Origin of the sequence: Rhodococcus sp. NPDC058521 (assembly GCF_042719695.1) — a bacterium.
Taxonomy (GTDB): domain Bacteria; phylum Actinomycetota; class Actinomycetes; order Mycobacteriales; family Mycobacteriaceae; genus Rhodococcus_F.
The window spans coordinates 372280-385532 of sequence record NZ_JBHXNL010000001.1; the positions used below are offsets into that span (position 1 = coordinate 372280).

Consider the following 13253-nt stretch of genomic DNA (forward strand, 5'->3'; position numbering starts at 1 on the left):
GGGCGCGCGTGCGCGACCTCGTTGAGATCGGCATGGGCCGCACGGCCCGACGTACCTACGAGCTGGACGACGTGGACATCGTTCCTTCGAGGCGCACTCGCTCCTCGAAGGAAGTGTCCACCGCCTGGCAACTCGACGCCTACCGTTTCGACATCCCTGTCCTTGCACATCCGACGGATGCGCTGGTGTCGCCGGAGTTTGCGATCGAGCTCGGTCGCCGCGGTGGTCTCGGTGTCATCAACGGCGAAGGCTTGTGGGGACGTCACCCCGATGTGGAGGCCAAGCTCGCGCAGGTCGTCGAGCTAGCCGAGACCGACGCCGATTCGGATGCGCCGGTCAAGCTGCTTCAGGAACTCCATTCCGCGCCTCTGCAGCCCGGGCTGCTCGCGGCTGCCGTCACGCAGGTGCGTGATGCAGGCGTGACGACCGCAGTTCGGGTGAGCCCGCAGAACGCGCGTGCGCTCGCACCGGATCTGATCAAGGCGGGTATCGATCTGCTGGTGGTGCACGGCACTATCATCTCGGCCGAGCACGTGGCGCACGGCGACAGTGAACCGCTCAACCTCAAGACGTTCATCTCCGAACTCGACGTTCCGGTCGTGGCCGGGGGAGTGAGCGATCACCGCACGGCTCTGCATCTCATGCGGACCGGTGCGGCGGGCGTCATCGTCGGTTACGGATCGACCGCCGGTGCCACGACGACCGGTGAGGTTCTGGGGATCGGGGTTCCGATGGCGACGGCCATCGCGGATGCGGCAGCGGCTCGTCGTGACTACCTCGACGAGACGGGTGGCCGGTATGTCCACGTGATCGCCGACGGCGACATCGCATCTTCGGGTGACCTGGCGAAGGCCATCGCGTGCGGCGCAGACGCCGCGGTACTGGGTGCCCCTCTCTCGGTTGCTGCCGAAGCTCCGGGTGGCGGTTGGTACTGGCCCTCGGCCGTGGCGCATCCTTCGGTTCCGCGTGGTGCTCTGCTTCCGGTGTCGTTCGGTGAGGATCGGCCCAGCCTCGACCGGGTACTGGTCGGTCCTTCCGACGACCCGTTCGGTTCGCTCAATTTCGTGGGTGGCCTTCGACGGTCCATGGCGAAGGCCGGATATTCGGATCTGAAGGAGTTCCAGAAGGTCGGTCTGACCGTCCGCGCCTGATACGAACTCGGCCTGTTCGGACTCGAACGCCGTACCAGCACGAATATGCTGGTACGGCGCCTTTCTATTTGTGTATGCAACCGCTCGTTACACTTAGGCGACCCTTGTGGCAGTGGTCACAAGAAGGGGGGTGCATACTCACGAGTAGGTTCCGGTCGATTGGTGGAGGTATCCCGACATGAGCACGAAGCGGGCGACGGATTACGACGTGTTGATCGTCGGATCCGGATTCGGGGGCAGCGTGACTGCTCTGCGGCTGGTCGAGAAGGGGTACAAGGTAGGCATCCTCGAGGCCGGTCGGCGATTCGCGGACACGGACTTCGCCAAAACCAGTTGGGATCTCAAGAACTTCCTGTGGGCGCCCAACCTGGGATTCTTCGGCATTCAGCGTGTGCACCTGCTGCGCGACTGCATGATCCTTGCCGGTGCAGGGGTCGGCGGTGGTTCGCTCAACTACGCGAACACCCTCTACAAGCCGCCGACGCCGTTCTTCGAGGACCGTCAGTGGGCGCACATCACCGACTGGTACGACGAACTGAGCCCGTACTACGAGCAGGCCCGGAAGATGTTGGGTGTGGTTCAGAACCCACACATGACCCCGGCGGACGGGATCATCAAGTCCGTCGCCGAGGATATGGGTGTCGGTGACACGTTCATCAGGACACCGGTCGGTGTGTTCTTCGGGGAACCCGGAAAGACTGTCGCCGACCCGTACTTCGGCGGTGCCGGCCCCGACCGCACGGGGTGCATCGAATGCGGTGAGTGTATGACCGGTTGCCGCCACGGGGCCAAGAACACCTTGCTCAAGAACTATCTCGGTCTCGCTGAGAATGCAGGCGCCGAAGTCATCCCGATGACGACGGTCAGCGGCTTGCGTGAGGCGCCGGACGGAACGTGGGATGTGTTCACCCGGCGCACCGGGCCCCTCAAGAGCCGCGGACGCAAGACCTACACCGCAGCCAACGTGGTGCTGGCGGCGGGCACCTGGGGCACGCAGCATCTGCTGTTCCACCTCAAGGACACCGGCGCACTCCCTAAGCTGTCCGACCGGTTGGGTGTGCTCACCCGCACCAACTCGGAGTCGCTTCTCGGTGCCGCGAAGAAGAAGGTCGACCCGAAGCTCGACCTCACGAAGGGTGTGGCCATCACGTCCTCGTTTCACCCGTCCTCGGACACGCACATCGAGCCGGTGCGTTACGGCAAGGGGTCCAACGCAATGGCCCTGCTCCAGACGTTGATCACGGACGGTGGCGGAGACACTCCACGGTGGCGAAAGTTGCTTCGCGAGGTCAAGCGGGATCCCTCGCAGCTTCTGGCCCTGCATCCACGTCGTTGGAGCGAGCGGACCATCATTGCACTCGTCATGCAGAACCTGGACAACTCGATCACCACATACACCAAAAAGGGCTTGCTCGGGCGCCGCACGGTGACGAGCAAGCAGGGGCACGGCCAACCGAACCCCACCTGGATTCCTGCGGGCAACGAAGCCACTCGCCGCATCGCAAAGAAGATCGACGGCCTCGCCGGCGGCTCGTGGGGTGATGTCTTCAACATCCCGCTGACCGCGCACTTCCTCGGTGGTTGCGCGATCAGCGCGGACGCATCGGAAGGCGTGATCGATCCGTACCACCGTGTTCACAACTATCCGACGCTGAGCGTGGTGGACGGCGCTGCCGTATCGGCCAACCTCGGTGTGAACCCATCGCTGACGATTTCGGCGCAGGCCGAGCGTGCGGCGTCGCTGTGGCCCAACAAGGGTGAGGACGATCAGCGTCCGTCACAGGGTGAGCGGTATCGGAGAGTCCAGCCGACCGCTCCGAAGAATCCCGTGGTCCCGGAGAGTGCTCCGGGCGCGCTGGTGTTGCCGATCGTGCAGATCACTGGCGGCACGCAGGAGCGGGAGAAGGACGAGCACGGCGTCGCCTAGTGGCGTCGGAGGGTCGATTCGCGTCCCGTTAGACTGATCCGGTGTCAGATATCGAAGAGCAGCGCCCTGTCCTCGTCATCGACTTCGGAGCGCAGTACGCCCAGCTGATCGCGCGACGGGTCCGCGAAGCGAACGTCTATTCCGAGGTCGTTCCGCACACTGCGTCCGTCGAAGAGATCGTCTCGCGGAAGCCGCTCGCGATAGTCCTTTCGGGCGGTCCGTCGAGCGTGTACGCGGACGGTGCGCCGCAACTCGACGCGGCGCTGTTCGACCACGACATCCCGGTCTTCGGTATCTGCTATGGCTTCCAGGCGATGGCAGGTGCGCTCGGTGGGACCGTGTCGCACACGGGCACCCGTGAGTACGGGCGCACCGATCTGACGGTGAGTGGCGGCCTTCTGCACGGTGGCCTCCCCGAGACGCAGCCGGTGTGGATGAGCCACGGCGATGCCGTCACGGCGGCGCCGGAGGGCTTCGAGGTGACCGCGACCAGCGAGGGTGCACCCGTCGCCGCGTTCGAGGATCGCGCTCGCCGTCTTGCCGGTGTGCAGTACCACCCCGAGGTTTTGCACTCGCCGCACGGCCAGCAGGTGCTCAGTAGGTTCCTGCACGAGGTCGCCGGCATTCAGCCCGCGTGGACGGCCGCGAACATCGCGGACGCGCTGGTCGAGAAGGTGCGCGAGCAGGTCGGCGACGGCAAGGCGATCTGCGGGCTGTCCGGAGGCGTCGACTCTGCCGTGGCTGCTGCCCTGGTACAGCGGGCAATCGGTGACCGATTGACGTGTGTCTTCGTCGATCACGGCCTGATGCGCGCGGGTGAGCGTGCACAGGTCGAGCAGGATTTCGTGGCGGCAACGGGCGCGCGGCTGATCACGGTGGACGCGGCTGACACCTTCCTCGGCGAACTTGCCGGTGTCTCCGATCCCGAAACGAAGCGCAAGATCATCGGACGCGAGTTCATTCGAAGCTTCGAAGGCGCTGTCAGCGATGTGCTCGGAGAGAATGCCGCGCACGGAGAAACCGTCGATTTCCTGGTGCAGGGCACGTTGTATCCGGACGTCGTCGAGTCCGGTGGCGGCACCGGAACGGCGAACATCAAGAGTCACCACAACGTCGGCGGGCTCCCCGAGGATTTGCAGTTCGAGCTCGTCGAGCCGTTGCGGCTGCTGTTCAAGGACGAGGTTCGTGCCGTTGGACGCGAACTCGGCCTGCCGGAGGAGATCGTGGGGCGCCAGCCGTTCCCCGGCCCCGGTCTGGGCATCCGCATCATCGGTGAGGTCACCCAGGAGCGTCTCGACATCCTCCGCCACGCCGATTCGATTGCCCGCGAAGAGCTCACGGCAGCCGGCCTTGACGGTCAGATCTGGCAGTGCCCGGTGGTGCTTCTCGCCGATGTCCGCAGCGTCGGCGTGCAGGGCGACGGCCGCACGTACGGTCACCCCATCGTTCTGCGCCCCGTCTCGAGCGAGGACGCGATGACCGCGGACTGGACCCGGTTGCCGTACGAGGTTCTCGAGCGGATCTCCACCCGCATCACCAACGAGGTGCACGACGTCAACCGAGTGGTGCTCGACGTGACGAGCAAGCCGCCGGGCACCATCGAGTGGGAGTGAGCCGGCGGGAGTCAGTCCTGCTTCTTCTTGCGCCAGTTCGGTGACAGTACGAGAACCGCTCCGATCACCACTGCACCGCCGACGAATATCCATCGAACGGCGTCCGCGCCCAGTGGCGTGAGGCCGAACGGGCCGGCGAGTGCCCAGGCACTGATGATCAGTGCCACAATTCCCGAGAGAATCAGCAGCACCGAGGGGCGACGCCGATCTCCGCTCGTGCCGTCTGCCCGTACGTTGTCGTTACTGTCGTCGGCTTCGTGTCGAGTCTTGTTGTCAGCCACGGCGCACCTCCACGGATCCGAACTGGTTGTCCACGTCGATCGTCAGGACCGGACCGTCTCCGGACCCTGTCACACCGTCCGGTAGACAGATGGACTCGGCCATGACGGTCGTGCAGTCGGTTTGTACTCGCATCTCGGGTGGAACCACGACGATGAACTCACCGAGCCGATTGGTGATGTCGACCGCGGTGTCCTCGGTGAGTTCGAGGCCGGTGAGGTCCAGCTGGAACGAACCGAGGTTGGCGTTGTACTCGGACTGGAGTTGGTCTGCGGCGACCGGTGCCCACTGCTTTTCGCCCACGTTCTCGAAGTCGAGTGGTCCGACCATCGATGCGAGTACTACGAACCCCGCCAGTGGGCCGGCGGCGACGAGTAACCCGTACCCGCGTCGGGTCAGTCCGCCGATGAGGAGCCCCGCACCGATGGTCGCGAGTGCCAGCGCAGCGATGCGACCTGGTGTGAGCCAGTCGGAACCGGTGAGAACTGCAACAGCGGCTCCGGCCGCTGCCGCGAGAATTGCCAGCCCGATGAAGGTAGGCGTCACACGAGAGCGGGTGCGCTCGGGGGCGTCGGGCGTCGGCGCGGTCGGCGCGGGTTCCGGGAGATCCCAGGCGAACGGGGCCACGCCCAACGGATCCCATGCGGGCGGAGCGGGTTGGGTCGGCTGGGTTGTCACGGTGGTGGGCTGCGTCCGATCGGCGTACGACTGCGGTGCGGGCGTGGGGGCCATCGGGTCCTGCTTGGGCGCCGGAGCGGGCTTTTCGGACGGCACGTACGAGTCGGGGAGCTTCGTGTACGGTCCGTAGGCCTGCGGCACGGTAGGGCCGGACTGAGTGAAAGGGCCGGGTGTGTAACGAGATCCGGGGACCGCACCGACCGGGTATGTCGGGGCGGGCAATGGTGGGGGGACCGGAGTTCGTTGGTACAGGAACCAGAGACCGGCGAGCATGAAGAGAAGACTGATCAGGCCGGAGCCGCCCATGCCCACGCCGAACGGGCCGATCGTGCTCACAGCGATGGCCAAGGCGACGAGCAGCACGACCGTTTTGGTGCCGGACTCGGAGCTGCGACCGCGCCCCAGCATCGATTCCGTGGCGGACGCGACGTCACCGGATCGGGTGAGGACCAACCATCCGGCGAGATACAGGAGGATGCCCGCGCCACCGAAGAGGGTCGACACGACGAAGGCGACACGCACCAGGACCGGGTCCACGTTGTAGCGGTATCCGATTCCCGAGCAGAGGCCCGCGACGTGCCCGATGCGTGGGAGACGTACCGGCCGGGTCTGCCACAGGTCGCCGATCTGGTCCTGGAAGCTCCGATTGGTCATGAATCCATATTGGTCGAGCCGTGGGCGCCCGACCATCGGGAACAACCCTGATCTTTCCCCTGCCCCTCCCCTCCCCGCCCCCGCCCGGACGAATGTCACACACGTTCAGCTCACGCGAACCGGTGTGACATTCGTCGGGGCGGGGAGGGGGAAGGTAGCACCCCGAGAGGAACGAAGGGACAACTCAGGGTGTAACCCTGATGCCCAACGTGCGGGTGCGTGCCAGTATCGAGGTGTGCAACCTGTGCCGAACGAAGTCCCAGGGGCGGCCAAGGCTGCCTCGGGCGCCGTGCCGAGCGCGGCTGCGGCCGACTATGTGCCGCTTCATCGCCTCGAGCGTCGTGGGGCCGGCCGGGTCGTGGGCGGTGTCGCCGGCGGTGTCGCCGACCACTTGGGTGTCGACGTCCTCAAGGTTCGCGTCGCGTTCGCTCTGCTCACCGCGTTGGCCGGTGCGGGAGTCGTCATGTACGGGTTGCTGTGGATCTTCACGGCGCCGGGCGACGACGCGCAGCCCGCGAGCGCTCAGGAGCGTCGTCAGGCTCTGGGGCTGATCGCACTCGGGCTCGGTGGTGCGGCCGCGTTGTCCTGGCTGTTCAACGGGGGAGCCGGAGCAGTGATCGGCCCGATCGTCGTGGTGGCGGTGGGCGCTGCGCTGGTATGGCGCGAGTTCGATACCGAAGGTCCGCGCGGCGCGATCGGGCTCCCGCAGCGACCCACTGTTCTCACGTGGGCACGTGTTCTCGGCGGCATCACCCTGATCGTGCTCGGCCTCGGTGTGGTCGTGTTGGCTCAGATCGACATCGACGCACTGCGGTCGTCGTTGTTGGCGGTGGTGGTCACCCTGGTGGGTGCTGGCCTGCTGACGATTCCGTTGTGGTTACGAATGTGGCGTGCGCTCAGCGCTGAGCGTGCTGCCCGGATTCGCAACGACGAACGTGACGAGATCGCTTCGCACCTGCACGACTCCGTGTTGCAGACGTTGGCGCTGATCCAGAAGCAGGCGGGCGATTCCGCGGAGGTGGCGCGGCTGGCCCGGGGGCAGGAGCGAGAACTGCGTCGGTGGCTGTTCGGGGGTGGTGAGACGGATCATTCGAGTCTTGCCGAAGCACTTCGGACGATCGCAGGTGAGGTGGAGGACCAGCACGGGGTGACGGTTCGCCCTGTCACGGTCGGTGATGTCCAGCTGGACCTCGGTCAGGACGGCGATGGTCTTTCGAAGGAGAGCTTCACCGCTGTGCTCGGTGCGACGCGCGAGTCGTTGGTGAACGCGGCCAAGCACTCCGGTGAGAACGAGATCAACCTCTTCGCGGAGGTCGAACAGGAGGAAGTGGGCGTGTTCGTTCGTGACAGGGGCGTCGGCTTCGACATGGATGCGGTGTCTGCAGACCGGCAGGGTCTGGCGAAATCCGTCAAGGCGCGGGTGGAACGGCGCGGCGGCCGCGTGGATGTCAGGTCGGCGACCGGGAAGGGCACCGAGATTCGAATCCACATGCCACGGAACGGGAAAGGCAGCGCGGACGACGACGCATCCGGAACCGTGAGCGATGGTGTGCGCACTGACCTACAGTGGGGCGACACCGTCGCCCACACCGAGGAATCGTCGAAGTGACCTCTCCCGAAGAAACCGCTGCCGAAACATCACCGTACCGCGTCTTTCTCGTGGACGATCATGCCGTCTTCAGGTCGGGGGTACGTGCGGAACTGGGGCGAGAGCAGGACATGAAGGTGGTCGGCGAAGCCGGTGGCGTGGCAGAGGCGGTTGCCGGTATCAACGCGACGGACCCGCACGTGGTTCTGCTCGACGTTCACATGCCGGACGGTGGGGGCGTGGCTGTCCTGCGTGGAATCGGTGCAGGCCCAGTCTGTTTGGCGTTGAGTGTGTCGGACGCTGCGGAAGACGTCATCGCCGTGATCCGGGCGGGTGCGCGTGGGTACGTCACCAAGACCATCTCGGGGTCCGAACTCGCGGATGGTGTGCGCCGGGTGGCCGGTGGCGACGCGGTATTCAGTCCTCGACTGGCCGGTTTCGTTCTCGACTCGTTCACCGGACGCTCCAATGTTCCTGAACCGCAACTCGATCCGGAACTGGACTCGTTGACACCACGGGAACTCGAGGTGCTGCGGTTGTTGGCGCGTGGGTACACCTACCGGGAGATCGCCGAGGAGTTGTTCATCTCCGTGAAGACAGTGGAGACACACGCCTCGAACGTGCTGCGTAAAACCCAGCAGTCCAACCGTAACGCGTTGACCCGCTGGGCACACAGCCGTCGTATCGATTGAGTCGTCGCTTCTACGGTCCGTGATCACTGGGTGAGGTCCACCGCCTGCGATACAGTGGCTTTCTGTGGTGGGAGACATCAGGGGGGCGCGGGCGTCCGAGAAGTCGAACAAGATTGGTGCGAATGCCGAAAGTACTCGTACCGATAGGCGAATCATTCGACGCGTCGCGATCGTCAGCTCGCTTGTTGCCGCTGTCCTGGCCCTGGCCGTGCCATTCTTGCCGGTAGATCAAGAATCGACTTCTCTGACCTGGCCGTCGGGTGGTGAATTGGCCGGTGTCGACGCACCACTGGTCTCCTACGCTCCGCTGTCCTTCGATGTGCGAATTCCTGGTGAGGCGGTCGGCGCAGTCGCGAACTCGGGCGGCGTGGTTGTGTCCTCCGCTCCGGCGGGTGTTGACGGCGCGGACCGGTACGGCTTCTCTGCCCGCGTCGTCATCGACGGTCAGGGCGCGGTCTTCGAGATCGTGCAGCGTAATCGGGTGATCTTCTCCGAGCCTGCCGGCGAAGCTGCTCGAGGTGCGATCTCGGTGAAGTCGACGGCGGAGCGGACGATTGTCATGGCTGGCGACGGCGCCGAAATCGTCGTACCGGGGGACCTGCGTCCTCAGGTGGTCGGGGTCTATACCGACCTGAACGGCCCCGCACCAGCAGGATTGTCGGTACATGCGGACATCGATTCGCGGTTCTCCTCCACGCCGAGCGGCATGAAACTCGCGGCAATGGTTCTCGCTGCGCTGTCTGCATTCATCGCGCTGGTGGCACTGCATCGCCTGGACACGCTCGACGGTCGGTCGGCGCGACGGTTCTTGCCTTCCACGTGGTGGCGGTTCGGGTCGGTCGACGCGGTAGTGATCGGCACACTCGTGTTGTGGCACTTCATCGGTGCCACGACCTCCGACGACGGCTACCAGTTCACAATGGCCCGCTCATCGATCGAGTCCGGTTACCTCGCCAACTATTTCAGGTGGTTCGGAGTCCCCGAGGCCCCTTTCGGCACACCGTATTACGACCTTTTCGGCTTACTGTCGTCCGTGACCACGGCCAGCCCGTGGGTCAGATTGCCGGCGCTGATTCTGGGAATCGTCGGTTGGTTGGTGATCAGCCGAGAAGTCGCGCCACGGTTGGGTGTGGCCGTTCGTCGCAACAAGATCGCGCTGTGGACCGGGGCCCTGATGTTCCTGGCATGCTGGCTCCCGTACAACAACGGTCTGCGTCCCGAGCCTGCGATCGCCATCGGGGTCCTACTCACGTGGTGTTCCGTTGAACGTGCGATCGCAACGAGACGCTTGTTGCCTGCAGCAGTCGCAATTCTGATCGCCGCCTTCGCGTTGACATCTGGGCCGTCGGGGATCATCTGCTTCGGGGCGTTGATCGCAGGGGCGCGGCCGATTCAACAGATCGTCACTGCGAGAGCGAAGAACGTCGGGTACCTCCCCCTTCTCGGACCGTTGCTGGCCGCAGGTCTGGTAGTGCTGGTCGCGTGCTTCGCAGACCAGACGCTGGCCGGCGCGGTCGAGATGCAACGGGTGCATGCCATCGGTCCTGCCGAGCCGTGGTTTCAGGAGTACAAGCGCTACGAATGGCTGCTCAACATCGGCGCCGATGGATCATTGACCCGCCGTTTCGGTGTGTTTGCAATGCTGTTGTCGATCGGCGTGACCGTGGCGATCATGATGCGGCGTGGTGGGCGCATTCCCGGAACTGCGGTCGGACCGAGTCGTCGGCTCGTCGGAATCACGATTGCTGCGGTGGCGCTGATGACGTTCACCCCCACCAAGTGGACCCACCAACTAGGAGTGTTCGCAGGTCTTGCAGGCGCGCTGGCAGTGTTGACTGCGGTGGCCGTGGGACCGACAGTGCTGCGATCGATGCGTAACCGGGCTCTGTTCGCGGCTGCAGTACTCTTTCTGCTCGCCTTGTGCTTCACCGGGGACAACGCCTGGTGGTACGTGTCCGCCTACAGCGTCCCCTGGTGGGACAAGCCGATCAGCATCGCCGGTCTCGGAGTCAGCACGATGCTGTTGGGTGCGTCCGTTGTCGCGTTGGCTGTTGGCGGGTGGCTATTCATGCGTGAACCGTTCGACAAGCGATCACGTAAACCCGGACGGGTGTGGTCGATTGCGCCGTTGACGGTTGCGGCTGCGGTGATTGTCGTGATCAGCGTTCTGTCGATGGCGAAGGGCGCAATCGAGCAGTACCCGGCCTTTTCGCTCGCGAAGTCCAACGTGGGGGCCCTCGCCGGGAGCGATTGTGGACTGGCCGAGGACGTTCTCGTGGAAACTGATCCGAACGCGTCCACGCTGGCGCCGATCTCTGCCCCGCCGGGTGATGCACTTGCCGTGCAGAATTCCGGGTTCACGCCGAACGGTGTCGCGGGAGATCTTCGTGCCGACGAGAAGGCCTCCGACGATGGCATTTCGACGACGCTCTCGGACGATGAGGACAGCTCGTCTGCGAAGGGTGGTGTCGCAGGTACGGGCGGGGGTGTCGGTGCCGTCGGTGTCAACGGGAGTGAAGTTGCACTGCCGTTCGGACTCGACCCTGCCGTGACGCCGGTGCTCGGTAGTTACGGCACATCAGGGCCCGCGCAGATGACGTCGGGTTGGTACGCGCTACCGGGCAACGGCGATCTCGTGTCGATCGCGGCGGCGGGAAGTATTCATTCTGTCGATTCCGATGGTGTGGTGACACGCGGCTCCGACGTCACTGTCGAGTTCGGTTCTCGAACGGGGAACGGGGCGGTCGATACCCTCGGCTCAGCCTTGCCCATCGACATCGGCCCTGCCCCGTCGTGGCGAAATCTTCGTATTCCACTGGATCAAGCTCCCGAGGGGGCCGACACGGTCCGACTCGTCGTGGAAGACAAGGGCACAGGACCGAACGACTGGGTGGCGCTGACTCCGCCACGAGTGCCGCAGACACAGACCCTCGACGATCTCGTTGGGAGCGATGCACCGACCATGATCGATTGGGCAGTGGCCTTGCAGTTTCCGTGCCAGCGGCCGTTCGATCACCGCAACGGTGTCGCCGAGATCCCCGCCTACCGGATTCTTCCTGACCGGCCCGGGGCCATCATGACCACTCTGTGGCAAGGCCGTAGCGGTGGCGGACCACTCGGGTGGATCGATATGTCGACGTCCGGGCGAACAATTCCTACATACCTGAACCACGACTGGGATCGTGATTGGGGCGCTCTCGAGCAGTACGAGCCACGAGATCCGAATACTGTTCCCGCGCAGATCGAAACGACACGTAAAACGCGATCGGGACTGTGGAGCCCGCCGCCTATCATCACTGCGTGGTGAGGGCGATCAGGGTTGTCCGAGTAGGACGATGACGGCCACGATGACTGCGAGTACGAGGATCGAGATCATCACGCCCATGGCGAGTGGCGCCCAGGCGACAATCTGATCTCGAACGCTCGTGGGCTGGCTCTTGCCCTTGGGAGTCGATCCGGGGCGAGGTGGCCATTGCAGTCGGTCGAGGGGCCGCGGAACGCTCGGGAGCGGCGTGCCCTGTTGCACGGCAGGGAGTCCGGCGACGGTGGAGCCGACGAAACGTCCCCCTCGACGCGAGTCGGGGAGCGGTGTGGATCGTTGTGCCCACGCCGGAACTGTTCCTTCTGCGGAGTAGACGGGTGATCCGAGGAGCTGCTGAAAACGCCCCTGCTCGCCGAGGACGGCCTTGGCCAGTTCGTCGCGAGCCTGCGCCATGGTGGGGCGCCTGGACGGGTCCGGCTCGAGCAGATGCAGGAGAACGTCGGTCAGCGGCCCGGCGCGGTTGGGGCGGTAGATCTCTGCTTTCGCCACCCGATGCAGCAGTGCGATCGAATCGGAGTCGATTCCGAACGGTGGTTGACCCTCGACGACGGTGTACAGCGTGGAGCCGAGGGAGAAGACGTCGCTGGCCTCGGTGGGGTTGTCGCCTCGTGCGACCTCGGGGGAGAAGTACGCGGGGGTTCCCGTGATGACGCTGCTGGAGTTGTCGGAGGTGTCGCCCTTTGCGCGGGCGATGCCGAAGTCGCTGATCTTGGCGATTCCGAGTTCCCGGCCGCGGTCTGCGACGAGGACGTTGCCCGGTTTGATGTCGCGGTGAACGATTCCCGCGGCGTGTGCTTCGGCGAGTGCATCGGCGACCTGTGCGCCGATCTGGGCGACTTCGAACGGTGGAAGGGTGTCCGCAATGTTCATCGCCTGCGCGAGGTTGCGGGCGGGGAGGTATTCCATCACGAGCCACGGCTCGCCGCCCTCGAGCGCGACGTCGTACATCGCGATGGAGTGCTTGTGAGTGAGCTTGGCTGCGTTCCGGCCTTCGCGCAGGGTGTTCTCGCGCACTTTGCGGGCCTCGGCAGGGTCGAGTCCTGCTGTGGTGGTGACCTGTTTGACGGCTACGTCGCGGTGCAGGAGTGTGTCTCGTGCGAGCCATACGGCGCCCATTCCGCCGCCGCCGAGTTTGACCTTCAGGCGGTACCGGCCGGCCAGTAGGTACTCGGGTCCGATGCCCCTCTCGCTGTGTTCCTGCGCAGTCACCGGTTCAGGTTAGTGGATGTGGCGACGAGTCTCTGTCTCACGGCCACCACCAGCGATTTTTCGGCCCGCTTGACGTGTGCGCGTGCGGAGGCTTTACTGACAATAGTTCGAAAATATGTTCGAACAATGGTTCGTGTTCG

General features: G+C 64.8%; 9 protein-coding genes. 6 read left to right on the top strand and 3 right to left on the bottom strand.

Annotated elements, in window-relative coordinates; genetic code table 11:
* The first annotated feature begins 8 nt into the window (after nucleotides 1-8).
* The 3 genes from ACFWO3_RS01720 (at nucleotide 9) to guaA (ending at nucleotide 4691) form a co-directional block, all read left to right on the top strand.
* Nucleotides 9-1151: a GuaB3 family IMP dehydrogenase-related protein gene (locus tag ACFWO3_RS01720; protein ID WP_378573051.1), complete on the top strand. Its 1143-nt coding sequence runs from the start codon at nucleotides 9-11 to the stop codon at nucleotides 1149-1151.
* A 178-nt stretch (nucleotides 1152-1329) separates the two neighbouring features.
* The gene (locus ACFWO3_RS01725) at nucleotides 1330-3078 is read left to right on the top strand and encodes a GMC oxidoreductase (RefSeq protein ID WP_378573053.1); all 1749 of its coding nucleotides are present in this window, start codon (nucleotides 1330-1332) and stop codon (nucleotides 3076-3078) included.
* Between the two features lie 41 nt (nucleotides 3079-3119).
* Nucleotides 3120-4691, top strand: a complete 1572-nt coding sequence (guaA, locus tag ACFWO3_RS01730) for a glutamine-hydrolyzing GMP synthase (protein WP_378573055.1) — start codon at nucleotides 3120-3122, stop codon at nucleotides 4689-4691.
* An 11-nt stretch (nucleotides 4692-4702) separates the two neighbouring features.
* Here the strand turns inward: guaA and ACFWO3_RS01735 are convergent, their stop codons facing one another.
* Together ACFWO3_RS01735 and ACFWO3_RS01740 are read right to left on the bottom strand one after the other, a co-directional pair.
* Entirely contained in the window at nucleotides 4703-4972 is a 270-nt protein-coding gene (locus tag ACFWO3_RS01735) for a hypothetical protein (RefSeq protein WP_378573057.1), read from the bottom strand.
* Nucleotides 4965-6302 (bottom strand): PspC domain-containing protein, encoded by a 1338-nt coding sequence (locus tag ACFWO3_RS01740; RefSeq protein WP_378573059.1) that lies wholly within the window; start codon nucleotides 6300-6302, stop codon nucleotides 4965-4967. Before ACFWO3_RS01740 ends, ACFWO3_RS01735 begins: the two co-directional genes overlap by 8 nt.
* Before the next feature lie 289 nt (nucleotides 6303-6591).
* Between ACFWO3_RS01740 and ACFWO3_RS01745 the strand changes: the two genes are divergently transcribed.
* From ACFWO3_RS01745 to ACFWO3_RS01755, 3 genes are all read left to right on the top strand, one after another.
* On the top strand, nucleotides 6592-7911 hold the full coding sequence (locus ACFWO3_RS01745) for a PspC domain-containing protein (protein WP_378573956.1): 1320 nt from the start codon (nucleotides 6592-6594) through the stop codon (nucleotides 7909-7911).
* Nucleotides 7908-8582 (top strand): LuxR C-terminal-related transcriptional regulator, encoded by a 675-nt coding sequence (locus tag ACFWO3_RS01750; protein WP_378573061.1) that lies wholly within the window; start codon nucleotides 7908-7910, stop codon nucleotides 8580-8582. Before ACFWO3_RS01745 ends, ACFWO3_RS01750 begins: the two co-directional genes overlap by 4 nt.
* Before the next feature lie 112 nt (nucleotides 8583-8694).
* Nucleotides 8695-11889 carry an arabinosyltransferase domain-containing protein gene (locus ACFWO3_RS01755; protein ID WP_378573958.1) on the top strand — a complete coding sequence of 1065 codons (3195 nt, stop codon included), beginning with the start codon at nucleotides 8695-8697 and terminating at the stop codon, nucleotides 11887-11889.
* Between the two features lie 6 nt (nucleotides 11890-11895).
* Here the strand turns inward: ACFWO3_RS01755 and ACFWO3_RS01760 are convergent, their stop codons facing one another.
* The gene (locus ACFWO3_RS01760) at nucleotides 11896-13113 is read right to left on the bottom strand and encodes a serine/threonine-protein kinase (RefSeq protein ID WP_378573063.1); all 1218 of its coding nucleotides are present in this window, start codon (nucleotides 13111-13113) and stop codon (nucleotides 11896-11898) included.
* Nucleotides 13114-13253 lie beyond the last annotated feature (140 nt).

Bases quoted from the DNA above. Each gene is read 5' to 3' on its own strand.
- ACFWO3_RS01725 (WP_378573053.1), top strand. From the start codon at position 1,330: ATGAGCACGAAGCGGGCGACGGATTACGACGTGTTGATCGTCGGATCC.
- ACFWO3_RS01740 (WP_378573059.1), bottom strand. From the start codon at position 6,302: ATGACCAATCGGAGCTTCCAGGACCAGATCGGCGACCTGTGGCAGACC.